This window comes from Ideonella oryzae (assembly GCF_024055665.1).
In the GTDB taxonomy this organism is placed as follows: Bacteria; Pseudomonadota; Gammaproteobacteria; order Burkholderiales; family Burkholderiaceae_C; genus Ideonella; species Ideonella oryzae.
Map to the genome: position 1 here is coordinate 41,638 of NZ_JAMXMC010000010.1, position 25,476 is coordinate 67,113.

General features: G+C 69.3%; 25 protein-coding genes. 7 read left to right on the top strand and 18 right to left on the bottom strand.

The annotated features are described in order from the left end of the window. Nucleotides 1–8: 8 nt before the first annotated feature. The 11 genes from fliP to fliF all read right to left on the bottom strand — a co-directional run bounded on the left by fliP (nucleotide 9) and on the right by fliF (nucleotide 10,219). Nucleotides 9–788, bottom strand: a complete 780-nt coding sequence (gene fliP, locus M0L44_RS17080) for a flagellar type III secretion system pore protein FliP (RefSeq protein WP_252771021.1) — start codon at nucleotides 786–788, stop codon at nucleotides 9–11. Beyond that, complete coding sequence (locus M0L44_RS17085; RefSeq protein WP_252771022.1) at nucleotides 775–1,164, bottom strand: FliO/MopB family protein; 390 nt, start codon at nucleotides 1,162–1,164, stop codon at nucleotides 775–777. Before M0L44_RS17085 ends, fliP begins: the two co-directional genes overlap by 14 nt. A gap of 51 nt (nucleotides 1,165–1,215) precedes the next feature. Then, entirely contained in the window at nucleotides 1,216–1,662 is a 447-nt protein-coding gene (gene fliN / locus M0L44_RS17090) for a flagellar motor switch protein FliN (protein WP_252771023.1), read from the bottom strand. Continuing rightward, the gene (fliM, locus tag M0L44_RS17095) at nucleotides 1,652–2,656 is read right to left on the bottom strand and encodes a flagellar motor switch protein FliM (RefSeq protein WP_252771024.1); all 1,005 of its coding nucleotides are present in this window, start codon (nucleotides 2,654–2,656) and stop codon (nucleotides 1,652–1,654) included. The genes fliN and fliM overlap by 11 nt, the downstream gene beginning before the upstream one ends. Nucleotides 2,657–2,715: 59 nt before the next feature. Next, nucleotides 2,716–3,333, bottom strand: coding sequence for a flagellar basal body-associated FliL family protein (locus tag M0L44_RS17100; protein ID WP_252771025.1), 618 nt, complete (start codon nucleotides 3,331–3,333; stop codon nucleotides 2,716–2,718). 176 nt (nucleotides 3,334–3,509) lie between these two features. Then, the gene (locus M0L44_RS17105; protein ID WP_252771026.1) at nucleotides 3,510–4,757 is read right to left on the bottom strand and encodes a flagellar hook-length control protein FliK; all 1,248 of its coding nucleotides are present in this window, start codon (nucleotides 4,755–4,757) and stop codon (nucleotides 3,510–3,512) included. A 49-nt stretch (nucleotides 4,758–4,806) separates the two neighbouring features. Next, nucleotides 4,807–5,265, bottom strand: a complete 459-nt coding sequence (gene fliJ, locus M0L44_RS17110; protein ID WP_252771027.1) for a flagellar export protein FliJ — start codon at nucleotides 5,263–5,265, stop codon at nucleotides 4,807–4,809. Nucleotides 5,266–5,290: 25 nt separating this feature from the next. Continuing rightward, nucleotides 5,291–6,709, bottom strand: coding sequence for a flagellar protein export ATPase FliI (gene fliI / locus M0L44_RS17115; RefSeq protein WP_290429065.1), 1,419 nt, complete (start codon nucleotides 6,707–6,709; stop codon nucleotides 5,291–5,293). Then, nucleotides 6,709–7,503 carry a FliH/SctL family protein gene (locus M0L44_RS17120; RefSeq protein ID WP_252771028.1) on the bottom strand — a complete coding sequence of 265 codons (795 nt, stop codon included), beginning with the start codon at nucleotides 7,501–7,503 and terminating at the stop codon, nucleotides 6,709–6,711. The genes fliI and M0L44_RS17120 overlap by 1 nt, the downstream gene beginning before the upstream one ends. Further along, nucleotides 7,490–8,500 (bottom strand): flagellar motor switch protein FliG, encoded by a 1,011-nt coding sequence (fliG, locus tag M0L44_RS17125; RefSeq protein ID WP_252771029.1) that lies wholly within the window; start codon nucleotides 8,498–8,500, stop codon nucleotides 7,490–7,492. Before fliG ends, M0L44_RS17120 begins: the two co-directional genes overlap by 14 nt. 12 nt (nucleotides 8,501–8,512) lie before the next feature. Further along, nucleotides 8,513–10,219, bottom strand: coding sequence for a flagellar basal-body MS-ring/collar protein FliF (gene fliF, locus M0L44_RS17130; RefSeq protein ID WP_252771030.1), 1,707 nt, complete (start codon nucleotides 10,217–10,219; stop codon nucleotides 8,513–8,515). A gap of 176 nt (nucleotides 10,220–10,395) precedes the next feature. Between fliF and fliE the strand changes: the two genes are divergently transcribed. Next, nucleotides 10,396–10,719, top strand: coding sequence for a flagellar hook-basal body complex protein FliE (gene fliE / locus M0L44_RS17135; protein WP_252771031.1), 324 nt, complete (start codon nucleotides 10,396–10,398; stop codon nucleotides 10,717–10,719). A 35-nt stretch (nucleotides 10,720–10,754) separates the two neighbouring features. On the opposite strand, the gene M0L44_RS17140 is transcribed toward fliE, so the two are convergent. From M0L44_RS17140 to M0L44_RS17170, 7 genes are all read right to left on the bottom strand, one after another. Continuing rightward, nucleotides 10,755–11,513, bottom strand: a complete 759-nt coding sequence (locus M0L44_RS17140; protein ID WP_252771032.1) for a flagellar brake protein — start codon at nucleotides 11,511–11,513, stop codon at nucleotides 10,755–10,757. Nucleotides 11,514–11,544: 31 nt separating this feature from the next. After that, nucleotides 11,545–11,844, bottom strand: a complete 300-nt coding sequence (locus M0L44_RS17145) for a flagellar protein FliT (RefSeq protein ID WP_252771033.1) — start codon at nucleotides 11,842–11,844, stop codon at nucleotides 11,545–11,547. 35 nt (nucleotides 11,845–11,879) lie between these two features. Next, nucleotides 11,880–12,317, bottom strand: coding sequence for a flagellar export chaperone FliS (gene fliS, locus M0L44_RS17150; RefSeq protein ID WP_252771034.1), 438 nt, complete (start codon nucleotides 12,315–12,317; stop codon nucleotides 11,880–11,882). A gap of 187 nt (nucleotides 12,318–12,504) precedes the next feature. Then, a complete protein-coding gene (fliD, locus tag M0L44_RS17155) occupies nucleotides 12,505–13,965 on the bottom strand; it encodes a flagellar filament capping protein FliD (RefSeq protein WP_252771035.1) in 1,461 nt (486 codons plus the stop codon). 161 nt (nucleotides 13,966–14,126) lie between these two features. Beyond that, complete coding sequence (locus M0L44_RS17160) at nucleotides 14,127–14,975, bottom strand: flagellin domain-containing protein (RefSeq protein ID WP_252771036.1); 849 nt, start codon at nucleotides 14,973–14,975, stop codon at nucleotides 14,127–14,129. A 301-nt stretch (nucleotides 14,976–15,276) separates the two neighbouring features. After that, entirely contained in the window at nucleotides 15,277–16,119 is an 843-nt protein-coding gene (locus M0L44_RS17165) for a flagellin domain-containing protein (RefSeq protein WP_252771037.1), read from the bottom strand. A 310-nt stretch (nucleotides 16,120–16,429) separates the two neighbouring features. After that, complete coding sequence (locus M0L44_RS17170; protein WP_252771038.1) at nucleotides 16,430–17,272, bottom strand: flagellin N-terminal helical domain-containing protein; 843 nt, start codon at nucleotides 17,270–17,272, stop codon at nucleotides 16,430–16,432. Between the two features lie 269 nt (nucleotides 17,273–17,541). Here M0L44_RS17170 and M0L44_RS17175 point away from each other — a divergent pair, with 269 nt between their 5' ends. Genes M0L44_RS17175 through M0L44_RS17200 form a run of 6 tightly spaced genes read left to right on the top strand, consistent with a single transcriptional unit; the run spans nucleotide 17,542 to nucleotide 25,472 of the window. Beyond that, nucleotides 17,542–18,606 carry a glycosyltransferase gene (locus tag M0L44_RS17175; protein ID WP_252771039.1) on the top strand — a complete coding sequence of 355 codons (1,065 nt, stop codon included), beginning with the start codon at nucleotides 17,542–17,544 and terminating at the stop codon, nucleotides 18,604–18,606. A 60-nt stretch (nucleotides 18,607–18,666) separates the two neighbouring features. Continuing rightward, nucleotides 18,667–20,592 (top strand): O-linked N-acetylglucosamine transferase, SPINDLY family protein, encoded by a 1,926-nt coding sequence (locus tag M0L44_RS17180; protein WP_252771040.1) that lies wholly within the window; start codon nucleotides 18,667–18,669, stop codon nucleotides 20,590–20,592. Then, the gene (locus tag M0L44_RS17185) at nucleotides 20,589–21,353 is read left to right on the top strand and encodes a glycosyltransferase family 2 protein (protein ID WP_252771041.1); all 765 of its coding nucleotides are present in this window, start codon (nucleotides 20,589–20,591) and stop codon (nucleotides 21,351–21,353) included. Before M0L44_RS17180 ends, M0L44_RS17185 begins: the two co-directional genes overlap by 4 nt. Beyond that, a complete protein-coding gene (locus tag M0L44_RS17190) occupies nucleotides 21,350–22,249 on the top strand; it encodes a hypothetical protein (protein WP_252771042.1) in 900 nt (299 codons plus the stop codon). The genes M0L44_RS17185 and M0L44_RS17190 overlap by 4 nt, the downstream gene beginning before the upstream one ends. Before the next feature lie 24 nt (nucleotides 22,250–22,273). Next, nucleotides 22,274–24,784: a sulfotransferase gene (locus M0L44_RS17195; protein ID WP_252771043.1), complete on the top strand. Its 2,511-nt coding sequence runs from the start codon at nucleotides 22,274–22,276 to the stop codon at nucleotides 24,782–24,784. Next, on the top strand, nucleotides 24,774–25,472 hold the full coding sequence (locus M0L44_RS17200) for a hypothetical protein (protein ID WP_252771044.1): 699 nt from the start codon (nucleotides 24,774–24,776) through the stop codon (nucleotides 25,470–25,472). Before M0L44_RS17195 ends, M0L44_RS17200 begins: the two co-directional genes overlap by 11 nt. Nucleotides 25,473–25,476: the final 4 nt, after the last annotated feature.

Here is a 25,476-nt window from a genome sequence, read left to right on the forward strand (position 1 = left end):
CTTTCAGTTCACTGGGCGAAGCTGGCGGCCAGCGAGCCCAGCAGCAGGTTCCAGCCGTCGGCCAGCACGAAGAGCATCAGCTTGAACGGCAAGGCCACCAGCACCGGCGAGAGCATCATCATCCCCAGGCTCATCAGCACGCTGGCGACGATCATGTCGATGACCAGGAAGGGAATGAAGATCAGGAAGCCGATCTGGAAGGCCGTCTTGAGTTCGCTGGTGACGAAGGCCGGCACGATGACCTTGAAGGGCATGTCCTCGCCCTTGACCTTGGGGTCGACCTTGGCCAGCTTGGCGAACAGCTCCATGTCGGACTGGCGGGTCTGCTTGAGCATGAAGGCGCGCATCGGCACCTGGCCGCGCTGCAGGGCCTCGGTGAAGTCGATCTGGTTGGCCGAATAGGGGGCCCAGGCCTGGTCATAGACCTTGTCCAGCGTCGGCGACATCACGAAGAAGGTCAGGAACAGGGACAGGCCGACCACCACCTGGTTGGGCGGGGCCGCCTGGGTGCCCATGGCCTGGCGCAGCAGCGACAGCACGATGACGATGCGGGTGAAGCCCGTCATCAGCAGCAGCACCGCCGGCAGGAAGGACAGCGCAGTGAAGAACAGGAGGGTCTGGATGGGCACCGAGTAGCTGGTGCCACCGCCGCCCTGCCCCACCATCAGTGGCAGTGTGGGGCCACTGGGCGGCGTCACCTGGGCAGCGGCCGGCAGACACAGGGCCAGCAGGCCCAGGCCGGCCAGGCCCAGGCGCCAGGCCTGTTGGCGGCGATCAGTGCTGGCCATCTTGGCCTCCCAAACCACCCATGCCGCCCGAACCGCCTTGACGCGGCTGGCGCCAGCGCTGGATCAGCTGCTGCACCGTCACCGCCTGGGGCTGGGCCAGCTCGCCGGTGGGCAGGGTCAGCGGGGTGTCCAGGGTGTGCAGGGCGGTGATGCGCTCGGCGCTCACGCCCAGCACCAGCCACTTGGCGCTGGTGCCCTGCCCCAGCTCCACCACCACCACCTTCTGGGACGGCGACAGGGCCAGGCTGGAAACGGTGCGCATCAGACCGGGCTGGCCGGTGCCGGCAATGCCGCTGCGGCGCATCAGCCACAGGGCCAGCGGGATCAGCGCCACCACCAGCAGGAAGGCCAGCAGCGGCCAGAGGGAAGAGGTCATCGGGTTCATGGTGATCGGGTGCGTGGCGCCGGGACGCTGTTCAGAGGCGATTCAGAGCCGGCTGAGGCGGCGCATGCGCTCGCTGGGGGTGACGATGTCGGTCAGGCGGATGCCGAACTTGTCGTTGACCACCACCACCTCGCCCTGGGCGATCAGGAAGCCGTTGACCAGCACGTCCATCGGCTCGCCGGCCAGCGCGTCGAGCTCGACCACCGAGCCCTGGGCCAGCTGCAGGATGTTCTTGATCGGGATGCGGGTGCGGCCGAGCTCCACGGTCAGCTGGACAGGGATGTCCAGGATCATGTTGATGTCGTTGCCGGCGCCGGCCCCTGCGGTGGAGGGCGTGAAGTTGGTGAAGGCCGCCGGCGCCACCTGCTCGGGCGCGGCGCTGACCTCGCTGGCGACCTCGCCGCCGCCCTTGGACTCGGCCAGGGCTGCGGCCCAGGCATCGGCCATGTCGTCCTGCTCGGACGGGTTGCTTGCTTCTTCAGCCGACATTGTGATCTCCCAGCCAGCCCAGGTTGGAGCCGGTCAGCAAACGTTCGATCTTGATGGCGTAGTGCCCATTGGAGGTGCCGTAGTGCGCGTCGAACACGGGCACGCCGTCCACCTTGGCCTGGATCTGTGGCTCCAGGTCCAGCTCGATGAAGTCGCCGGGCTTGAGGGCCAGCAGCTGCTCCACCGTGGCCGGGGCCGTGCCCAGTTCGGCCACCAGGTCCACCTCGGCGGACTGGATCTGCTGCTTGAGCAGCTTGACCCAGCGGTGGTCCACCTCGACGGAGTCGCCCTGCATGGACGAATACAGCACGTCGCGGATGGGCTCGAGCGTCGAGTAGGGAATGCAGAAGTGCACCGAGCCCGAGGTCTCGCCGATCTCCAGCGTGAAGCTGGTGGCAACGATGATCTCGCTGGGCGTGGCCACGTTGGCGAACTGGGGCTGCATCTCCGAGCGCTGGTAGTCCAGCTCCAGCGGGTAGATGCCGCGCCAGGCACGCTTGTATTCCTCGGCGATGCAGCCCACCAGGCGCTCGATCACGCGCTGCTCGGTGGCCGAGAAATCGCGACCCTCGATGCGGGTGTGGAACTTGCCCGAGCCGCCAAACAGCGAGTCGATGACGGCGAAGACGATGCTGGGGTCGCAGACGATCAGGCCCGAGCCGCGCAGCGGCCGCACCTGCATGATGTTGAAGTTGGTGGGCACCACGATCTCGCGCAGGAAGGCGCTGTACTTCTGCACCTTGATGCCGCCGATCGAGACCTCGGGGCTCTTGCGGATCATGTTGAACAGCCCCACGCGGATGTTGCGCGCGAAGCGTTCGTTGATGATCTCCATGGTCGGCATGCGACCGCGGACGATCCGCTCCTGGCTCGCCAGGTCGTACGGCCGGATGCCGTCGGTCGGCGCTTCTTCCTGCTCGAGCTTCTGGCTTTCGCCGGTGATGCCCTGCAGCAGTGCGTCGACTTCGTCTTGCGAGAGGATCTGCTGGTTCATCGCTGTGTCACCTCACCTGCGGCCCGACTGGCCTGGACCGCTGGCGACAAGGCCCCATGTCACTGGATGATGAAACTGGAAAACTGCACGGCCTTGATCGGCGAGTCGTCGATCGTGTCGTAGGTGCGGCGCTTCTTCTTCTTGCCCGGTGCCGGCGCCTCTTCGACCTGGTCCGGGTCTTCCAGCTCGATGCCCATGGGCAACGCCGATTCGCGCAGGATCTGCTGGGCCAGCTTCTCCTTGCCGCCCTCGGCCATCAGCTCCTCGGAGCTCTTGTGCGAGAGCAGCAGCAGGATGTTGTTGCGGATGGCTGGCAGGTAGGCCTTGATCTCTTCGCTGGCCTTCTCGTCCTCGACCTGCAGGGTGATGCCGATCTGGGCATAGCGGTCGGTGTCGCGGTCGGTCAGGTTGACCACGAAGGGGTCCAGCGCGACGAACACCGGCGGATGCTTGGGATCCTCCTTCTTGTGGTCGCGCTTGGGCTTCTTCTCGACCTGGGCGGCATCCTCGCCGCTGCCATCACCGTCCTCGCCGTCGACGGACTTCTTCTTGAGCAGAAAGAAGGCCGCGCCCCCGCCCAGCACCAGCAGCAGGACGAGCGCGAGCACGATGATGATCAGTTTCTTCTTGCCCTTGGGGGCCGGTGCTTCGGCAGCGGGCGCAGCGGCAGAGGACATGGCGGCTCCTTGTGTTCTGTCCGGGTCCGGCCCCTTCCCCTGGGGGAAAGACACAGCGGACCTGTGATGAACAGATTATTGGGAGCCGGCGCCCGCGGCGAAGCCATGAAAAGCGGGCCTTTTTGGCACCCGGCGGGCCCTGAGCAGGGCCTCGGCGACGCCGGGGCCGGGCGAAGTCAGGCGTAGAAGTCGACCAGGCCCTGCTGGCGCACCGCCGGGCGGTGGCTGCCGGCGCTGCCGGCATCGGCCACGCCGCCCAGGGCGCTGCTGCCCCGCCCGGCCCGGCCGGCGGAGCGTCCCGCGCCCGGGTCATCCTGCGAGCCGGACGAACGGCTGCCCTGGTCGAACACCTGGCCGCCCGCCAGGCTCAGGCCCACGCCATCGAGCTGGGCAGAGAGCTGGGGCAGGGCCAGGTTCAGGGCCTCGCGGGTACCGGGCACGGCCGAGCCCAGCTCGACGTGGGTCTGGCCATCCTTGACGGCGATGTGGATCTCGATCGGCCCCAGGTCCTGCGGGTGCAGTTCCAGCGATGCGTGCTCGATGCCATCGTTGACCCAGGTGCTGAGCTGTACGCCCAGGGCGGCAGGGAACTCCGGGTGGTCCGGGGCCATCGGCAGCTGGGCGCTGGCCGTGCTGGCGGCTTCGGCGGCCGGCGCGGGCGGCGGCATGACCGGCGCCGCCAGGGCGCCGAGGCTGGCCAGACCGGGGTCCGCCGCGCCACCGGGCGTGGCGGCCTGCTCATGGCGCGCGTGCATCACGGCTTGCAGGCCCCCGTCACTGCCGGCCTGCCCCCCGGCCTGCTGCAGCGCGGACGCAAAGTCGCCCGCACCGGCAGCCGCGCCGGGCCCACCGTGGCCCGTCGCCTTGGCCGAGGCCGCTGCGCTGGCGTCGGGGCCGGCCGTCTCCGCCGCGGGCTGTGCGCCCCGGGCCTCCATCCGGCTGGCACGGCCGCCATGGCCGGCCGCGGCCTCCGAAGCCGCACGCCGGCCCCGGACCGCCGCCTCCGCCCCAGCCCGGGCCATGGCCACGGTGGACGGCGCCACGCCCTGGGCCTGGGCCGCGGCATTCGGGTCCAGGTCCTCGGTGGTGGCCTTGCTGTGGTCGGGGCTGGCCTTGTCCTTCTCGTGGGCCGATGCGGTGGCCTCCGAGTCCTCGGTGCGCTTCTCGGCCGCATGGGCGGCGCCGTGGCGGGCCTGCACACCGGTGTCGCTGTCCTGGGACGTGCTGCCCTTCAGGCCATGCTGGGTGCGCAGCATCTGGGCAAAGCTCTTGGCGTGCTCGCTGCGTCCTTCGGCCTGGGATGCGCCACCCTGGCTGGGCCGGGGGGCGTTGCCGCTGGTGCGGTTGGCCTGGCGCTGGGTGGCCGACTTGGTGGCGGCAATGCGTTCGAGCGCAGAGGTGCTGTTTTCGGCGTTCAGTGGCATGGCGGTCTCTCGGATGCGGGTTCGAATGGATTCGGACGTGGGTTCGGACTCAGGCCGCGGCCAGGCCCTGGCGGTTGGCCCAGGCCTTGCGCTGGGCGGCCTCGTCGCTCTGCTTCTGCTCGCGGCGGTCGGCGGCCAGGCGCAACGCCTGCTGGCGGCGCTCGATCAGGCGTTTGACGGTGGCCAGCTTCAGCTCGCACTGACGCAGGCGCTCGCGCCCGGCCTGCCAGCGGGCCTGGGCCTGGTTGGCCACGCCCTGCTGGGCGGTGATCGCCTGCTCCAGGCGGCCGACGAAGCCGTGGTAGCAGCGCAGGATCTCGATGGGGGCGGACTGCTGGAACTGGCCCGACCAGCGCTGCTGGTACTCGATGCGGTAGTCCTGCAGGGTCTGCACCTGGCCCTGGGCGGCCCGGGCCTGGCGCTCCAGCGCCTGGCAGTCGCGCGCTGCGTCGTCGCGCCGCTGCTGCTCGCGCTCCAGCAGGGTGCCCAGAATCTTGATGCGGTCCATCACGGCGTTCCTTCAAACAACTCGTTCAAGCAGCAGGGTTCAGTCGCTGCAGCGCCCGGCGGCTGGCCTCCAGCGGGGCCTGCTCGTGCATGCCCTGCTGCAGCAGGGCCACCAGCTGCGGGTGCACCTTGACGGCGGCGTCCAGCTCGGGGTCGCTGCCGGGCACGTAGGCGCCCAGCTGGATCAGGTCGCGCGCCCGGTTGAACTTGGCCAGCCACTGGCGGGCCCGGCGGGCCGCGTCCAGATGCTCGCGCGGGGCCACCGCGGTCATCACACGGGAGATGGACTTCTCGACGTCGATGGCCGGGAAGTGGCCGCTCTCGGCCAGCTCGCGGCTGAGCACGATGTGGCCGTCCAGGATGCCTCGGGCCGCGTCGGCGATCGGGTCCTGCGGGTCGTCGCCCTCGGTCAGCACGGTGTAGAAGGCGGTGATGGAGCCCACGCCGTTGAGGCCGTTGCCCGAGCGCTCGACCAGGGCCGGCAGCTTGGCGAAGCAGCTGGGCGGGTAGCCTTTGGTGGCCGGCGGCTCGCCGATGGCCAGGGCGATCTCGCGCTGGGCCATCGCGTAGCGGGTCAGGCTGTCCATCAGCAGCAGCACATGCAGGCCCTTGTCGCGGAAGTGCTCGGCAATGGCCGTGGCGTAACTGGCACCCTGCATGCGCACCAGCGGCGGGGCATCGGCCGGGGCGGCCACCACGACGGCGCGGGCCAGGCCCTCCTCGCCCAGGATGTCCTCGATGAATTCCTTGACTTCACGGCCGCGCTCGCCGATCAGGCCGACGACGATCACGTCGGCCTCGGTGTAGCGGGCCATCATGCCCATCAGCACCGACTTGCCCACGCCGGTGCCGGCGAACAGGCCCAGGCGCTGGCCACGCCCCACGGTGAGCAGGCTGTTGATGGCGCGCACCCCGGTGTCCAGCGGCTGGCGCACCGGGTCGCGGTCCATGGCGTTGATGGGGCGGCGCACCATCGGCTCGTTCTGCACATGCTGCAGCGGGCCGGCGCGGTCCATCGGCTGGCCCTGGGCGTCCACCACCCGGCCCAACAGGCCGTCGCCCATGGGCAGGTGCAGGCCGCGGTCCTCGCTGCGGCGCCAGGGGTGGTTCTCCGCCCCGAAGCGCGGCGGGATCTGTGGCACCGGCAGCGGCATCACCCGCGCGCCGCTGGCCAGGCCATGCAGGTCGCCGGTGGGCATCAGGTAGGCGCGGTCGCCGTTGAAGCCGACCACCTCGGCGTTGACCGGCGGCTCGCTGCCGCCCCCACCCACCGAGCAGACGGCGCCCACCGGGGCGCGCACGCCAGCCGCTTCAAGCACCAGGCCGGTGACGCGCACCAGGGTGCCCTGCATCTCCAGCGGCTGGGGCAGGCCGGCGTACAGCCGCATGTCCTTGAGGAAGCGGTTCCAGCGCTGCTCGCGCTCAGGCTGCTGCAGGCCCGCCATCAGACGCTCCCTTCCTCGTGCAGTTCCTCTTCGGGCTCGGCCCAGGCCAGCGGCACGTCGAAGACCGCGGCCGCATGGGCCCAGCGGGTCTCGATGCTGGCGTCGACCTGGCCGAGGTCGGATTCGACCCGGCAGCCGCCACGCTGGATGTCCGCATCGGGCACCAGCTGCACCTCGCGGGCCTTGAGCGCATCGGCCGCGCCCTCGGCCACCAAGGCGGCGTCGTCGGGGTTCAGGCGCAGGCGCAGGTGGCGGGCCGACAGCACCACGGCGGCCATGGCCTCGTGGGCCACCTGCACCACCGCCTCAGGGCGCTGCTGCAACTCGCTGCGCACCACCTGGCGGGCCAGGGTCACGGCGCTCTCGACCAGGGTCTGGGCCAGGCGGGCTTCCAGCTCGGCCAGGCCGTCCTGAAAGCCCTCGGCCACCTGGGCGATCTGGGCGCTGACCTGCTGGGCGAACTGGCGCTTGGCGGCCTCCAGGGCCTCCAGGCCATCGCGGTAGCCGTCGCTCCAGCCCTGCTGGCGGGCCTCGTGGATGCGGGCCTCCCACTCTTCGGCGGTGGGGCCGGCCTCCGCCAGCGACGCCTCGGCCGGGGGAGGTTCGGGCGCGGGCGCCGGGGCGGAAACGCCCAGCGGCGCACGCTCGATGCCTGCGAACACGTCCGGGGTCCAGGCGGCAAAGCCCTCCAGCTCCTCGCGGGGGATGAAGCGGGCATAGGCGTTGGCCGGTCGGCCGTTGCCACCCTGCGGGGGCGGCACCTGGCGGGGAGAGCCCGGCTTAGAGGAAGTCATCCCCACCTCCGGTTGCAATCACGATCTGGCCTTCGTCCACCAGACGGCGCACGATCTTGAGGATTTCCTTCTGCTCGCCCTCGACCTCGGCCACCCGCACCGGGCCGCGCGATTCGAGGTCCTCGCGCAAGGATTCGGCGGCGCGGCTGGACATGTTCTTGAAGATGCGCTCGCGCAGCTCCGGCGTGGCACCCTTGAGCGCGATGATGAGCGAGTCGCCCTGCACTTCCTTGAGCACGGTCTGGATGGCGCGGTCGTCGAGCTTGTTCACGTCGTCGAAGGTGAACATGTTGTCCATGATCTTCTGGGCCAGCTCGCCATCGGCCTCGCGGATGTAGTCCAGCGCGGAGGTCTCGACCGAGGAGCCCAGCATGTTGATGATCTCGGCGGCGGTCTTGACGCCACCCAGCGAGGCCTTCCTGAGGCGGTCGCCACCGGCCAGCACCTTGCTGAGCACCTCGTTGAGGTCCTTCAAGGCGGTGGGCTGGATGCCATCGAGCGTGGCGATGCGGATCAGCACTTCGTTGCGCTGGCGCTCCGTGAAGGACTTCAGAACTTGAGAGGCCTGGTCGAAATCCAGATGAACCAGGATGGCGGCGATGATCTGGGGGTGTTCGTTGCGCAGCAGTTCGGCCACCGAGGCGCCGTCCATCCATTTCAGGCTCTCGATGCCGCTGACATCGCTGCCCTGCAGGATACGGTCGATCAGCAGGTTGGCCTTGTCGTCACCCAGGGCCTTGCGCAGCACCGACTTGACGTACTCGTCGGTGTCGCTGACCAGCATGTGCTGTTCCTTGGCGATCGCGGTGAACTTCTCCAGCACCGTTTCCACCCGCTCGCGCGGGATGACCTTGAGCCGGGCGATGGTCTCGCCGAGCTTCTGCACTTCCTTGGGGCCGAGGTGCTTGAAGACGTTGGCCGCCTCCTCCTCGCCCAATGACATGAGCAGGATGGCAGCGTCCTCGACGCTTTGGTCTTCCGAGCTGTCCTTGGCCATGTTCTGTTCCCGTCAGGCGGCTTCGCCGGTGACCCACTCGCGCATGATGTTCGCCACGGCCGCGGGGTTGTCGCGGGCCAGTTGGCGGGCGGCTTCGAGCTTGCCGTTGACCGCCGCGTTCTCGAGCAGCGGCGTGCCGGCTGCGTCGGTGCCCGGCAGGGCCGTGGCATCGTCGACCACGGCGTCGAGCTGGGCCAGCTTCTCGCCCTCGGCCTCGCCGGGCGGCGGGGGCGGCGGCGCGAACACATCCTTGAGGGTCGGGCGGATCACGCCGAAGATCAGGGCCAGGGCCACCAGGGTCAGCGCGGCCGGCACGGCGGCGGTGCGCAGCAGGTCGCGCACCCAGGGCTGCTGCCACAGCGGCAGGGCTTCGTCACTCGGTTCGGCCGGGGCCTGGAAGGGCGCGGCCACCACGCGCACCGAGTCGCCGCGGTCCTTGTCGTAGCCCACGGCTTCCTGCACCAGGGCGGTCAGCTTGTCCAACTCCTCCTGGGTGGGGGCGTTGGTGCTGGTCTTGCCCTTGGGGTCGGTGGCGGTGCGGTAGTTGACGACCACCGCGGCATTGACCCGCTTGATCATGCCGGTGGCGTTGCGGGTCACCCGCACGGTCTTGTCGACCTCGTAGTTGGTGACCGATTCCTTCTTGCTGTTGCCGCCGTTGGTGCTGGCGTAGGCCGCCTGCAGCGGGGCCGAAGCGCCGTTGATGGGCGCCTGGGCCGGCACCGGGGGCTGGTTGGTGGCCGCGCCGGGCACGCCGGTGGGCACGGTGTTGCCCGGGTTGCTGGACTCGGTCATCTGCTGGCTGCGCACCGCGGCCGGCTGGTCGCCCTGGTTGGGGCGGAACTGCTCGGAGGTCGCCTCGCTCTGGGTGAAGTCCACGTCGGTGGTCACGGCCACGCGCAGGTTGTCGCGCCCGACCACCGGCTCCAGGATGTCCTGCACCCGCTTGAGGTAGCTGGCCTCGACCTGGTGGACGTAGCGCAGCTGCTGCTCGTCCAGGCTCTGCTGGCTGTTCTCGCCCGGGCCGGACAGCAGGGTGCCGTGCTGGTCGACCACGCTGACGGCCTTGGCATCCAGGTCCGGCACGCTGGAGGACACCAGGTGGACGATGGCGGCGGTCTGGCCGCGGTCCAGGCTGCGGCCGGCGAACAGGGTCAGCATGACGCTGGCGCTGGGTTTCTGCTGTTCGCGGAAAAAGCCATTCTGCTGTGGCAGGGCCAGGTGCACGCGCACGTCCTCGACGCCGTCGAGCTTCAGGATGGTGCGGGCCAGCTCGCCCTCGAGGGCGCGCTGCATGTTGCTGCGCTCCTGGCGGTCGGTCTGGCCGAAGCGGGCGTTGTCCAGCAGTTCGTTGCCGGTCACGCTGGCCTTGGGCAGGCCGGCGGCGGCCAGGCGCATCTTCAGGTCATAGACCTTGTCGGCCGGCACCATGATGGCGCCGCCGCCCTCGCTGTACTTGTAGGGCACGTTCATCTGCTGGAGCTGGGCCACGATGGACCCGGCTTCCTTGTCCGGCAGATTGGCGTAGAGAATCTTCCAGTCGCCCTGCCCGGCCCAGATCGCCATGGCCACCAGGGCCGCCAGCACGGCGGCCATGGCCACGCCCAGCTTCATCTTGCTGGCAGCGGGCATGGTGGCCAGCCTGCCCACAAAATTCTTGGGCGGCGCGTCCGGCAGGGCCGGCTCCAGAGGCACGGGAGTGGCGAGAGCGGTGTCCATGAGGCGGCAGGGTTCGGCGAATCGGCCCCAAAAAGGGGGCATGGGCTCGATTGTTCGGCAGCCGGACCGCCGGCCATGGCGCAAGAAACCCCCCAATCCCGGGGCAGTTCCCTTCTTCTTGGTGGCGGCTTGTGCCTACCATGGCAACCATCGCTCCCCTTCGTGGAGGATGGACCATGGACCTGAAACTCAAGCCCTTCGACTTCAACCAGGCAGTGGCCAAGGCCGGCCTGGCGCCGGACGGCACCCCGCTGGCGCGCACCCGTGCGACCCAGAAAGGGGACTTTCAGACCGCCATGGCCAGCGCGCTGCAACAGGTCAGCGACGCGCAGAACGAGACGTCACGCCTGCAGCGCGAACTGCAGCTGGACAATCCCTCGGTCTCGCTCGAAGACACCATGGTGGCCATGCAGAAGTCGCAGATCGGCTTCCAGGCCACGATCTCGGTGCGCAACCGCATGGTGCAGGCCTACACCGACATCATGAACATGCAGGTCTGAGCCTGCATCGCCCGTCCCGGGCTCAGTCGATCACCTCAGTCCAGCGACAACATGCGCCGGCGCTTCTGCGTGGCGTCGATGTAGCGCTGCAGGGCGCGCTGGGCCTCGTGGTCCAGCCCGCGGAACTCGCAGCCCAGCCGCACGCCCTTGGCCTGTGGGTGGATGGACGTCACATGGGCGATGTTGAGCTGGGCCGGAAACGAGGTGTCCGGGTCCAGCGCCATCTGCACGCCACGCACCTGGATGCCCGGCTCCACCATGGGCAGATCCCCCGGCAGGAACAGGGCGCAGCCGCCGATGCTCACATCGAGCACCCGCAGGTCCATGCGGATCTCCGGCATCTGCGGATGGCGGAAGCTGGCGGTGGGCGCGCTGCGCTCCAGGGTGCGCACGCGAAAGCTCGCCCGGCGCTGGAAGCGAAACAGCTCACGGGGCATCGCGGCCTGCAGGACGCAGCTGCGCACACCATGCACCAGCAGCCGGCTGGCGACATCGAACTGGATCTTGATCTGGTCAAGGTAGGCCACCGCGGTGACCTCCTCGGCTTCGACCAGGCGCTGAACGGTGGGCGCCATCATGTCGACGGTGAAGGCCACCTTGCGGTTGTGGGTGTCCAGGCTCCACAGTGTGGTGCCATAGGCACTGCCATCGGCGCCGCACAGGTTCACCAGCGTGCTGCGCTCCATCAGCGCCTTGAGCAGCGCCCGGATCTCCACGCCGTCGGTGATGCGGAAATCCGAGAGCGACGCATCCCCGGACATGTCCAGGGGGGCGGGCTGGGTGTCTGAGAACATGGTCAGGTCCTGCAGAAAGCCGAGGGGCCGGTCAGTGCAGCGTCTTGCTGCGGCCGTGCATCATGTTGTCCAGGTCTTCCAGCCAGGGCTCGGCCAGGTGCCGGATCTCGGCGTCGTTGAGCAGGATGCGCTGCATGATCTTGGACTTGACCTGGTTGTCCTCGGTCTTCAAGGCCTGGTCCTTGGCGGCCTGCTTCAGCTGGGAGATCAGCACAGCGCAGGCCCCCTCCAGCTTGACCACCTCGTCCCAGTTGCCGTCGCGGGCTGCGCTGAGCATGTCGCTGCTGGCCCGCTCAATGGCCTCGTAGTAGTTCAACAGGCTCTCGTTCATGATCATTCTCCAATCTCGCGCTCTCGAGGGGTCCCTCAGCTGAGGCGACCGGCATGCACCTGCGGACCGATGGCCTTCCAGGCTTCGCACAGAGGCAGCATGAGGTTCTCGCACTCGGCGATGACACTCGGATCGTTGCGGACGTTGGCCAGGGTCAGGCGCAGCGTCAGGTAGGCATAGAGGTCGTGCAGGTCCTGGGCCAGGCGGCCGCCTTCCTGGATGTTCAGGCAGGACTTCAGGCCCTCGTCGACGATGCGGGCAGCCTTGCTCAGGGCCTTGCCCTTGAGCTCGATCTGCCCCGTGGCCAGATAGCCCCGGGCCTGCTTGAGCGCTTCCATGTAGCCATCGAACAGCATCTCGATGAGCTTGTGCGGGCTGGCGTCCGTCAGGCCGGTCTCGACGCCGACGTTGCGGTAGGCACTGGCGAAGCTGGCGGCTTGACCGAGGGAGCGGGAGTAGGCGGGGCTGAACATCTTGGCGTCTCGGATTCGTGGGGTGTTGAACCGTTATCGACGGTCCCCCGGGGTTCTTGAGCCGAGCAGAGCCGGCTTTCACCCCCTTTTTGCCGCTTGCCAATCCCGCCGCACCATGTAAGAAGGCGCCCGAAGGCGCCTTGCTGGTGGCAATGCAGGCGCGGGCCGCACCGGCGGCCCGGCGCAATCAGCCGCTCTTGATGAGCGAGCTCATCTGCTGGGTGACATAGGTGTTCAAGGCCGTCAGCGAGGCCATCTGGGTGTCCAGCGCCTGGTACTGGGCCCGCAGCCGCGTCTCGTAGCTGCTGAGACGGTCGTTGAGCTGGTCCTGGCGTTCCTGGTTGTGGCTGATGGCATCGTTCAGGCCGTTCTGGCGCAGCGTGAGGGAGCCGTCCGTCGCGTCGGTCACCTCGTTGCCCAGATCGCGGAAGCGGTCCATGAAGCCCGAGACCGCCGAAGTGGCGCCATCCGTGGCCAGGGCCTTGGCCACCTCGGCCGGGTTGGCCAAGGCCGTCTCCAGGGTCGAGCTCTTGAGGCTCAGGGTGCCGTCCGTCCCCATGGAAATGCCCAGGTCAGACAGGTGCTGGTAGCTGCCCGAGGCGGTGCTGGTGGTGTTGATGATGCCGCGCAGCTGGTTGAGCAGGCTGATCGTGGTGCGGTCGCCCTGCAGCGGCCCCCCGGTGCCCGGCTGACCCTTGGTCGTCGAAGGCACGTACTTGGTCTGGTCCTTGATGTAGCTGGCCAGGCTGTTGAAGGCCGTGATGAAGGACTTGACCGCGGTCTCCATGCTGGCGGTGTCGTCGCCCACCGTCACCGCCACATCGCTGCTGCTGACCTTGCCCACGGTGAAGGTCAGGCCGTCGGCCACGTTGTCGAAGGTGTTGCTGGCCGACTCGACCTGGATGCCATTGATCGTGGCCTGGGCGTTGGCCGCCGCCTTGTTCAGCGACATCGCGCTGGTCAGCGTCGGCTGGGAAGGATCGTAGGCCAGCGCGGACAGCCCGGTGGTCGGGTTGCCGTCGTCGGTGGTCTCGCTGGCGGTGATCTTGAAGCCGTTGTCCTGTCCGGTCTCGGTGGACCGGATGGACAGCCGCGCCCCGCTGGCGTCATTGACGATGGAGGCCGTCACGCCGGCACCCGCGGCATTGATCTTGTCGCGGATGGCCGACAGGCTGGTGTCGCCCGTGATGTCGATGTCGACGGCCGAACTGCCATCCTTGGCGGTGAAGCTGCTGCCCGCCCAGTTGCCCAGCTGGATCGTCAGCTTGCCTTCGTTCAGCGCGGAACTGGAGGAACCGAAGGCCGAGGAGGTGATGGTCTGGGCGCTGGCCAGGCCCTGCACCGAGATGTTGTAGTTGCCCGAGGCGCCACCCGTGGCCACCGAACCGGTGATCACGGTGGTGTCGCTGGACGTGAAGCTCTTGGTCTTCCACAGCGTGGGATCGGTCAGCGCCTGGGCTGCATCGCGCATGGCCGAGGTCAGGCTCATCAGCTTGCCGACCGACGAGACCTGGGTCTTCATCGTCGACTGCTCGCTGGCCAGGATGTCGATGGGCTTGTGCTCCACCGACAGCAGGGCAGAAATGATCGACTCGGAGTCCAACCCCGAGCCGATGCCCAAAGACGAGATGGGTGCTATGGAAGACATGGCAGTCCCTCATTCAAGCCAAGACGGGGCGACGCGTCCTGGCGGGATCGGGCCGATGTGGTCGCCCCTGATGGCTCGCCCGTGTTGCCCATTTGGAAGCAAGATCGGCCGCAAATGCGGCCGACTTGAGGAGATTCTTCGCAAGCTCAGAAGGCGGTCGCTCAGCCCAGCAGCTTGAGCACCTGCTGCGGCAGCTGGTTGGCCTGGGCCACCATGGCCGTGCCGGCCTGCTGCAGGATCTGGGCCCGGCTCATGTTGGCCGTTTCCGCCGCGTAGTCGGCGTCCATGATCCGGCTGCGGGCCGCGGACTGGTTCTCCACCGCCGTCTGCAGGTTGGAGATGATGGCGTCGAAGCGGCTCTGGGTCGCACCGTAGGTCGCCCGGGTGTCGTTGACCAGGTCGATCGCCTTGTCCAGGCTGTCGATCACGTTGCCGATGGCGCCCACCGTGGCGTTGGCGTCGATGGCCGCCATGGTGCTGCTGGTGATGGCAGTGATCGTGGTGTCGGTCACCATGTTCGACGTGTTGATGTTGATCACATCGTCGGCCGTGGTGTTGGCACCAATCTGGAAGGTCAGCGTGGTCGCGTCGGCGCCCAGGATGTGCTTGCCGTTGAAGGTGGTCCCCCCCAGCACACGTCCGATTTCCTTCTGCAACTCGACGAACTCCTTGTTCAGCGAGTCCTTGTCCGAGCTGGAGTTGGTGGCGTTGCGCGCCTGGATGGCCAGTTCGCGCATCCGCTGCAGCGAATCGCCCACCTTGGACAGCGCGCCTTCGGCGGTCTGCGCCAGCGAAATGCCGTCGTTGGCGTTGCGCACGGCAACGTTCATGCCGCGCACTTGCGAATTCATGCGCTCGGCGATCGCCAGGCCGGCCGCATCGTCCTTGGCCGAGTTCACCCGCAGGCCCGAGGACAGGCGCTGCATGGAAATCTGCAGTGAGCTCTGCGAGGCGTTCAGATTCCGCTGCGCATTGAGCGAAGCGAGGTTGGTGTTGATGGTCTGTGGCATGCGAGAACTCCTGAAGAATCACCCATCCGGCGAACTTGCCGGTCCGTCCAAGCCCATCGGTTTGCACCGATGCGCCCTTCAAGCCCGGCGCCAGGTCACCATCGATCCCCAGTTGCCTGGGAGTGTCTCGGCGGTGCCTCCGGACCACGTTCCTCGAACCGAGGAGTCGTTGGGAGTGATTCTGAAAGGGAGCTCTCTGCCGCAAAGCCACGAAATGAGGCCGGTTCAACGGCCTGTTCGTGCCCCTGAAGCGCCACCGCCCCACCAGAAGACCTGGTGGGGCGGTGGCTTCAGCCTGGGTTTACTGGATCAGGCGCAAGACCTGCTGCGGCAGCTGGTTGGCTTGCGAGACCATCGCGGTGCCGGCCTGCTGCAGGATCTGGGCGCGGCTCATGTTGGCGGTTTCCTGGGCGAAGTCCGCATCCATGATCCGGCCGCGGGCTGCGCTCTGGTTCTCCACCCCGGTCTGCAGGTTGGCGATGATCGCGTCGAAGCGGCTCTGGGTGGCACCGAAGGTGGCACGCTGGTCGTTCACCGTGTCGATGGCCTTGTCGATGTTGTCGATCACGTCCTTGATCGCACCGTCGGTGGCCGTCGAGTCGATCGTGGCCGAGCTGGTGACCGCCGTGATGTTGCTGTCGGTGGTCATGTTGCTGGTGGACACGGTCAGCGTGTCATCGGCCGTGGTGTTCGCACCGATCTGGAAGCTCATCGCGGTGGCATCGGCGCCCAGCATGTGCTTGCCGTTGAAGCTGGTGCCGCCCAGCACGCGCTGGATTTCCTTCTGCAGCTGAGCGAACTCCTTGTTCAGCGAGTCCTTGTCCGAGCTGGAGTTGGTGGCGTTGCGAGCCTGCACCGCCAGTTCACGCATGCGCTGCAGCGAGTCACCCACCTGGGCCAGCGCGCCTTCGGCGGTCTGGGCCATGGAGATGCCGTCGTTGGCATTGCGGATCGCCACATTCATGCCCTTGACCTGGGCATTCATGCGCTCGGCGATCGACAGACCGGCTGCGTCGTCCTTGGCCGAGTTGATGCGCAGACCCGAAGACAGGCGCTGCATCGAGGTCGACAGCGACGACTGAGAGGCACTCAGGTTGCGCTGCGCGTTCATCGAAATGATGTTGGTGTTGATGGTAGAGGGCATGATGAAACTCCTGTAGGGTTACCGAAAGTCTCCGGTTCAAGCACCGGCGCGATTCACTGCTACGCCCAGCGCCGGGTGCTCCTCGGAACGGGTCATACCCTGCGGGCATCACCTGAACTTTGGCCATCTCACCGGACCCCAGAACCTGTTTTTCAGATCCTGTTGAGGGGGTTATCGGAGCTCGCTTTCGGGAACTTGAGAGTTTTTTTCATGCCATGTTGAGGACCCCGGACACCCCGCCCAGGATCCTCAACCGGCGGAGGCCGCCTTCCCGCTCAGCAGCGAGCCCCCTTCGGAGTTCGCTGCAGGGTCATCGAAGAAGCGACAGGACGTTGTTCGGCATCTGATTGGCCTGGGCCACCATCGCGGTGCCGGCCTGCTGCAGGATCTGGGCGCGGCTCATGTTGGCGGTTTCCTGGGCGAAGTCCGCGTCCATGATCCGGCCGCGGGCCGCGCTCTGGTTCTCCACCCCGCTCTGCAGGCTGGAGATGATCGCGTCGAAGCGGCTCTGCGTGGCACCGAAGGTGGCGCGCTGGTCGTTCACCGTGTCGATGGCCTTGTCGATGTTGTCGATCACGTCCTTGATCGCACCGTCGGTGGCCGTCGCGTCGATCGTGACACCGCTCGTCACGCTCGTGATGTTGCTGTCGGTGGTCATGTTGCTGCTCGACACCGTCAGCACATCGTCCGCCGTGGTGTTGGCACCGATCTGGAAGGTCATCGCGGTGGCATCGGCGCCCAGCATGTGCTTGCCGTTGAAGCTGGTGCCACCCAGCACGCGCTGGATTTCCTTCTGCAGCTGCCCGAACTCCTTGTTCAGCGAGTCCTTGTCCGAGCTGGAGTTGGTGGCGTTGCGGGCCTGCACCGCCAGTTCACGCATGCGCTGCAGCGAGTCACCCACCTGGGCCAGCGCGCCTTCGGCGGTCTGGGCCATGGAGATGCCGTCGTTGGCATTGCGGATCGCCACATTCATGCCCTTGACCTGGGCGTTCATGCGCTCGGCGATGGCCAGGCCGGCCGCGTCGTCCTTGGCCGAGTTGATGCGCAAACCCGAGGACAGGCGTTGCATCGAGGTGGCCAGCGACGATTGCGAGGCCGAGAGATTCCGCTGGGCGTTCAGCGAAATGACGTTGGTGTTGATGGTTTGACCCATTTTGATAACTCCTGCGTTGGGGCAGATAAGTGAGCCTTGACGGACTCTCCGATTGCGCCCCCGGCTGTCACTGAGAAGCTTTGGGGCCGTGCCATGGATTTCGGAAGGTCAATCGCTGGACTTGAGGCTTTTTTTTGCCTCTTTTCGATCGATCAACTTCAACCACACCCATGCCCGGGCGTCGCCCCGGCGCCTTGCGGCACAAATGGCGACTCCTGACCCTGCTTATCGACCTTTCAAACACGGACTGCAGACCTACAGTTTTCGCCATGTCTGCCGAGGCCCCACCCGCCGCCCGCGCCTGGCGCACCGCGCTGGTGATGATCGTGCGCGACGGTGGCGCCGGCCTCTCGCGCGCCCTGGCCAGCATGGCCCCCTGGGTGGACGAGATGGTGGTGCTGGACACCGGCTCCAGCGACGACAGCGTGGCCCGCGCCCGTGCCGCCGGCGCCCGCGTGGGGCACTTCACCTGGGTGGACGACTTCAGCGCCGCCCGCAACGCCGCCCTGGACCTGGCCGGTGCCGACTGGCACATCGTGCTGGACGCCGACGAGTGGCTGATCGACGGCGGCCCCGCGCTGGCCGCCCTGCGGCAGCAGGCGCCAGACCATGTCGGCCGCATCGAAGTGGACAGCGACCAGGGCGAGGGTCAGAACAGCGCCCCCAGCTGGCTGAGCCGCGTGCTGCCCGGCCCCGTGCGCTACCAGGGCCGCGTGCACGAACAACCCGCCCATGCCCTGCCGGTGCAGCCGCTGGCCGTGCGCCTGGGCCACGACGGCTACCGCCCGGCCGCCCGGGCCGCCAAGGCTGGCCGCAACGCCGCCCTGCTGCAGGCGGCCCTGCGCGAACAGCCCGGCGACGCCTACCTCTGGTATCAGCTGGGCAAGAACCACGACGTCTACGAACGCTGGGCCGAGGCGGCGGACGCCTTCGACCGGGCCGAACAGCACCTGGCCAGCGCGGCGCCCGCCTGGCTGCACGACCTGAGCGTGCGCCGCCTGCATGCGCTCAAGCGCTGCGGCCGCCACGCCGAGGCCTTCGAGCAGGCCCGCCTGGGGCTGGAGCGCTGGCAACAGTCACCCGACTTCTTCTTCGCCCTGGGCGACCTGCTGCTGGACTGGGCGGCCGAACAGCCCGCGCTGGCCCCTGAGCTGATCCCGATGATCGAGGACGCCTGGCAGCGCTGCCTGGCCTTGGGCGAGCACCCCGAGCACGAGGGCGCGGTGCGGGGCCGCGGCAGCCACCTGGCCGCCGGCAACCTGGCCCTGCTCTACGACCTGGTGGGACGGCCGGCCGACGCGGCCCACTGCCGCCAGCTGGCGGCGCAGAGATAGGCGCCGCTCGCCGGCCTTTTCCAAGGCTGAAAACTGGCACAAATGCCTAAAGTTTCAGCCATGAACACGCTCCATCCCGGCGCACAGCGCCATTGGCACCACGGCGTCCAAGCCTTGCGCGCCGGCCAATGGCAAGAAGCCGCCCAGGCCTTCACCGACGGTCTGCGGCAGGACCCGGCCGATGCGCTGATGTGGCTGAACCTGGCCCGCGCCCAGCTGTCCGACAACCGGCTGGAGCCGGCCACCGAGGCCGCCCGCCGCGCGCGCGACCTGCAGCCCGACAACCCGCTGAACGTTCGGATGCTGGCCGAATGCCTGTCCCGCCAGAACCGGCGCGAAGAGTGTGCCGAGGTCTTCGACCTCTACCCGGCCGACGCCCCGCGCGACGCCGACTTCCTCAACGCCCAGGGCAACGCCCTGTTTCAGGCCCGCCGCCTGCACGAGGCGGTGGACATCTTCTTCAAGGCCCTGGCCCTGCAGGTGGACAACGCCCTGGTGCACTACCGCCTGGGCCTGACCTTCCGCGACCTCTCGCTCAACCGCGAAGCCACCGAGTGCTTCCGCACCGCCATCGCGCTGGACGACGGCGCGGTGCGGCTGCTGTCGCTGTCCCTGCTGGTGCATGAAAGCCGCCAGAGCTGCGACTGGAGCACGCTGGAGGCGGACACCGCCGCCCTGCTGGCCGCACTGGACCAGGTGGACGACACCACCGGCCAGATGCTCTCGCCCTTCGCCCTGCTGGCGGTGGACGCCACGCCCGAACAACAGCGCCGCATGGGCGCCATCCGGGCGCGCAGCCTCAGCCGCGGCGTGCTGCCCCTGCCCCCGGCCGGCCCCCGCCGGCCCGGCCGCATCCGCGTGGGCTACCTGTCCAGCGACTTCCACCACCACGCCACCGCCGTGCTGATGGCCGAACTGCTGGAACGCCGCGACAGCCAGCGCTTCGAGGTCTTCCTCTACTGCCACAGCGTGGACGACGGCACGCCGCTGATGCACCGCATCCGCGCCGCCTGCGACCACCACCTGGACGTGCGCCACCTGTCCAACGAGGACGTGGCCCGCCGGATGCGCGACGATGGCATCGACATCGCGGTGGACCTCAAGGGCCACACCCGCGGCAGCCGCTTCGAGCTGCTGGCCTGGCGCCCGGCCCCGGTGCAGGTCACCTTCCTCGGCTACCCGGCCACCACCGGCGCCGACTTCATCGACTATGTGATCGGCGATCCGGTGGTGACCCCGCTGGCCCAGGCCGGCCAGTACAGCGAACACATCGCCCAGCTGCCCCACAGCTACCAGCCCAACGACCGCCAGCGCCCGCTGCCGCCCTGCCCCACGCGGGCCGAGCTGGGCCTGCCCGAGGACGCGGTGGTGCTGTGCTGCTTCAACCAGACCTACAAGATCTCGCCGCACATGCTGGACCTGTGGGCCGCCATCCTGCACGGCGCCCCCCGGGCCGTGCTGTGGATGCTGCGCTGGAACGCCCATGCCGAGGCCCACCTGACGCAGGAGCTGGCCGCCCGTGGGGTGGCCGCCGAGCGCATCGTCTGGGCCCCCAAACGCACGCTGGAGGACCACATCGCCCGCCTGCGCGCGGCCGACCTCTTCCTGGACACCTGGCCCTGCAACGCCCACACCACCGCCAGCGAGGCCCTGTGGGCCGCCGTGCCGGTGCTGACCGTGCCCGGCCCCACCTTCGCCTCGCGCGTGGCCGCCAGCCTGACCTGCGCCTGCGGCCTGCCCGACCTGGCCTGTGCCAGCGAAGCCGACTACGTGGCCCTGGGCACCGCCCTGGCCAACGACCCCGCGCTGCTGGGCTTCCTCAAGCAGCAGCTGGAAGAACACCGCCTGACGCTGCCACTGTTCGACACCGACCGCTACGCCCGCGACTACGAGGCCCTGCTGCTGCGCATGTTCGAGCGCCAGCAGGCCGGCCTGCCGCCGCAGGCCCTGGCGGCCGCCCCCAGCCTCGAAGGAGACGCGGCATGAAGGTCGCCATCATCACGCCCTATTACAGGGAGCCGCGGGAGATGATCGAGCGCTGCATCCGCTCGGTGGCCGCGCAGGACGTGCCCGTCACCCACCTGCTGGTGGCCGACGGCCATCCGCAGGACTGGATCGACCAGGCCCCGGTGCGGCACCTGCGCCTGGACTGCTCGCACCGCGACTACGGCAACACCCCGCGCTCGGTCGGCGGCATCCTGGCGGCCAGCGAAGGCTTCGACGCCATCGGCTTCGTGGACGCGGACAACTGGCTGGACGCCGGCCATGTGCGCGCCTGCCTGCAGGCCGCGGCCGAGGCCGGTGACCGGGTGGACTATGTCGTCGCCCGGCGCCGCCTGACCCGCAACGACGGCTCGGTCATGCCCATCTTGACCCAGGACGACCACGACGGCAGCCACGTCGACACCAACTGCTTCTTCATGCTGCCCGGCAGCTTCCACACCCTGGGCCAGTGGGGCGTGATGCCCAAGCCCCTGTCGGTGATCGGCGACCGCATCTTCGTCGGCAGCCTGCGCCACCAGGGCCTGAAGGCCGCCCGCACCCGCGAGGTGACCGTGAACTACCTGTGCACCTGGGCCTCGCTGTTCCTGGCCATCGGCGAGACGCCGCCCGACTACGCCAAGTCGCAGATCGACGGCAACCGTGTGCGCGACTGGTGGCTGGGGCTGGACGAGCGCGACCGCCAGATCGTGGACCGGCTGGCCGCCGCCCCGGTGCGCTTTGCCGCTGCCCAGGAGGCTGCATGAACCCAATGACCCCCGAACGCTCCGACGTGGTGCTGACCGGCCCCACCGGCATTGAGCCGACCGGCCGCGACACCCTGCCCGAACAAGGCGTGCCCTGGGCCTGGGGCCGTCTGCCCCTGCCGGCCGCCGCCGGCCCGGCCCGCTGGACCGCGCTGGTCGGCCTGCTGGCCCAGCACCCCGCGCTGTGGCAGGACGCCGAATACGTGCTGCTGCTGGACGACGACGTGCAGATCAGCGCCGCCGACGTCAGCACCCTGTTCCGGCTGATGCGCGAAGGCGGCCTGTCGCTGGCCCAGCCCAGCCTGTCCTGGCGCAGCCATTTCACGGACCCGACCACCCTGCACAACCCCAGCTTCGTGCTGCGCCACACCAACCGCCTGGACGCGGCGGCCCTGGCCTTCAGCCGCGAGGCCCTGCAACGCGCCCTGCCCCTGATCCAGGCCCTGCCCCACCCCGAACAGATCGCCCGCGTGCTGCCGGCCGCCCAGGCCATTCCCTGGCAGACCGCCGCGGTGGTGGACGCGGTGCAGGTGGAGCGCACAGCCGAGCCCTGCGCCGAGCCGGCCATCTGGCCGGACGAACTGGCCGAAGGCCCGCATGCCGAGCCCGGCACCACCTGGGGTGGCCTGTCCATCCACGGTGACCTGGTGAGCCTGTTCCAGACCACGCGCGAACACTGCCTGGGCCTGGTGGCCGCGGGCTTTGCCGCCGCCGTGCAGGAGCCCCAGCCCATCGGCGAGGTCTTTCTGCAGCACCACCTGCGCAGTCTGGCGCCGCCCCCCGAGCCGCTGCGCCTGGGCCTGCCGCCCGCCAGCGTCCCGGCTCCCGACCATCCCCCGCTGCCCGCGCTGCGCCGCTCGCCCATCGTCGAGCCCGCCGCCGGTGGCGCCGCCTGAATGCCTGTCCGCAAGGAAAACCCCATGAACGCCCTGGCCCTGGCCCTCGTCCGCAACGAAGCCGACCTGATCGAAGCCTTCGTGCGCCACCACGCCCCGCTTGTGGACCTGCTGGTGCTGGCCGACCAGGGCTCGCGCGACGGCACCCGAGAGATCCTGCTGGCCCTGCAGGCCGAAGGCCTGCCGCTGCTGCTGGTGGATGTGCCCGAGCTGGCCCTGGAGCCGGCCACGGTGCTGACCGCCGTGTACCGCCGCGTGGCCCCGATCTACCAGCCCGAGCTGGTCTATCTCCTGGGGGCTGACACCTTCCTGCGCCACCCTGGCCGCGCCGCGCTGGAGGCCGAGCTGGCCGCCCTGCCGCCGGGCGCCACGGCCGCGCTGTCGCGCTGGACCTACCGCCCCGACGCCCTGGCCCTGGCCACCCCCTGGCCGGGCGTGGAGCCCCTGACCGCCCTGCGCGAGCGCGGCCCCCAGGCCACGCCCTGCCACGCCGTGCTGCGCCGCGACCCGGCCGACGACACCCGCCTGGTGCTGCGCCCCGATGGCGAGCCCGTGCTGCGCCAGCACGGCGATGCGCTGGACACCCTGCCCGGCTACAGCACCGCCAGCGCCAGCCTGGCCCACTGGCCGGTGCGCGGCGTCGAGCAGTTCACCGCCAAGGTGGTGTACGGCTGGGAAACCCACAAGGCCCAGCACGCCGACCAGCCCGAGCTGCGCGCGAGCTATGTCTGGCGCCCCTGGCTGGACCAGGTGCTGGCCGGCCACGGCCTGGCGCCGGAGACCCTGGCCGACGCCGCGCGCCTGGCCGATGCCGCCGCGCAAGCCGTCGCCCAAACGGCCGGCCTGCAAGCGGTCCAGGCCACGGTGCTGGACCCGGTGACCCTGCACGGCGGCCCGCGCCGCCTGGCGGCCCTGGCCCGCCTGGAGCCGGTGGTGCCGCTGATGACCGGCCTGCGCTGGCCCGCCCTGCCCGGCCTGTCCATGTGCCTGCCCACCGGCGAAGCGGTGGACCTGGCCCCGGTGCGCGCCCTGGTGGACCGCCTGGGCGCCCGCCGCGCCATCGTCATGGGCACCCCCAACTGGTCGGCCGACCTGGCCGAGGTCTGCCCGCAGCTGATGCAGCATGTGCCGCGCGAAGGCCAGCCCGACGTGCCGGTGGACCTGGTGCTGGTGCCGGCCATGCCCGCCGACCTGGTGCCCATCCTGGCCGAAGCCGCCCGCCCGGAGCTGGTGGGCCACATCGCGTTCTGGCCCGCCCAGCCCTGGGCTGCGGGCGCCCTGGAGGCCGAGCTGCGGCTCTGGCAGGTCCAGGGCTGGGCCCCCGATCTGGGGCAGACCCTGGCCCTGCGGGCCCTGGGCAGCTACGCCGACACCCGCCAGCGCGCCCTGGTGCTGGCCCCGCTGGACACCACCCGGCCGGAGCGCACCGACGCCATCCGCAGCGTGCTGGTGGCCCTGGATGCCGCCCCCGCCGCGCCCTGGAAGGAGCTGGCCCCGACCCGCATCGACCACCCGCTGCAGGCCCTGCTGGTGCAGGACCTGGCCCGCGAGGCAGCGGCCCCTTCCGCGCCTCCCCCCGTCATGCCCACGGGGGCCGCGGCGACGGCCCCGGCCACCCCTGTCAGCATGCCGGCGATGAGCCCTTCGGCCCAGCCGGTGGCTGCCGCCCCGCGCCAGGCCCCGGTGCGCTCGGTGCTGATCGCCGGCGCCGGCCGCAGCGGCACCAGTTGCCTGGCGGGGATGTTCTCGCCGGAAACCCACCACCACGCGCACGACCTCTACGCCCCGCAGCTCTCCAACCCCAAGGGCTTTTTCGAGGCCGCGCACATCAACGACCTCAACGAATCGATCCTGGTCAACTCGGCGATGGCCCACTACGGCACCGAAGCCACCCGGGACATGCTCAAGGGCTTCGAGCCCCACCAGCTGTGGCTGGCGTGCTTTGCGGACGACATGCCTGCGGTCTGGAACGACATGCACCGGCGCCAGATCGCCGATGCCGTGCGGGACCGGCCGCTGTGCCTGAAGGATCCGCGCATGGCGATCACCCTGCCGGCCTGGCTGGAGCAGGTGCCTGACGCGATGGTGCTCTCGATCCACCGCCCGCCGGCCGTCAGCGCGGCCAGCATCCTGCGGGAGTGCCAGGTGGCCACCTACCTGCTGGACTTCCGCATCAGCATGCGCGATGCCTTTGCGGTCTGGCGCCAGTCCTACCGGCGCCTGGTGCTGGCCTACCGTGCCGGTGCCGATGTGCGGTTCCTGCGCTACAACGACCTGTTCGATGCGCAGCGCCTGTCGCAGCTGGAAGCCCAGGTGGGCGCCCCGCTGCGCCGCGACTTCGCCGAGCAGAAGCTCAACCGCACCACACCCGACCTGAAGGTGGATCCGGCCTCCGAGGCCCTGGCCCGACTGCTGGACATGCTCAGTGAGCGCACCTTCCTGAACGACCGGGCGGGCGATCACCGCCTGATCGATGCTTACCTCGCGGACTGGCCGGTGCGCTCCAGTGCCCCGGCACCGGCCCATGCTGGCTGAAGCGGGGATCCGCGGCGTCTCCGGCGCCGATGCGCCGCAGCGCCTGGCCCTGGTGCTGGGCGACTCGCATGCCGCGGTCTTCGAGGGGCTGCGCCTGCCCGTGCAGGGCGTGGCCGGCGCGCAGGGCTTTGACGTCTGCTCGGTCGGCGGGGCAACCGCCTCCGGGCTGGAGAACCCGAATTCGGCCACCCACGCCCGCGAGCGCTTCGTCCAGGCCCTGGCGGCCCAGCCCTGCCAGGACGTGGTGGTGCTGCTGGGCGAGGTGGACACGGGCTTCGTGATCTGGCACCGCGCGCAGACACGGGGGATTCCGGTGCTCGACAGCCTGGACCAGACCCTGTGCACCTACACCGGATTTCTCGATGAGTTGGCCCGGTCACGCCGGGTGTGCGTCATCAGCGCCCCGCTGCCCACCATCCAGGATGGCCAGCACTGGGGCGAGGTGGCCAACCTGCGCCGCGAGGTGCGGGCCAGCCTGTTCAAGCGCACCCAGCTGACCCTGATGTTCAACGGTGCAGTGGCCGAGCATGCGCGCCGCAGCGCCATGGGCCATGTGAACCTGGACCCGCACTCGATCGGGGGCGACCGCCTGGTGCACGATGCGCTGCGCTCGCGTGATCCGCTGGATCACCATTACGACCGGGCGGCCTTCCAGGCCCTGATCCGGGCCCACGGCCCCTGGCGCTGAGACT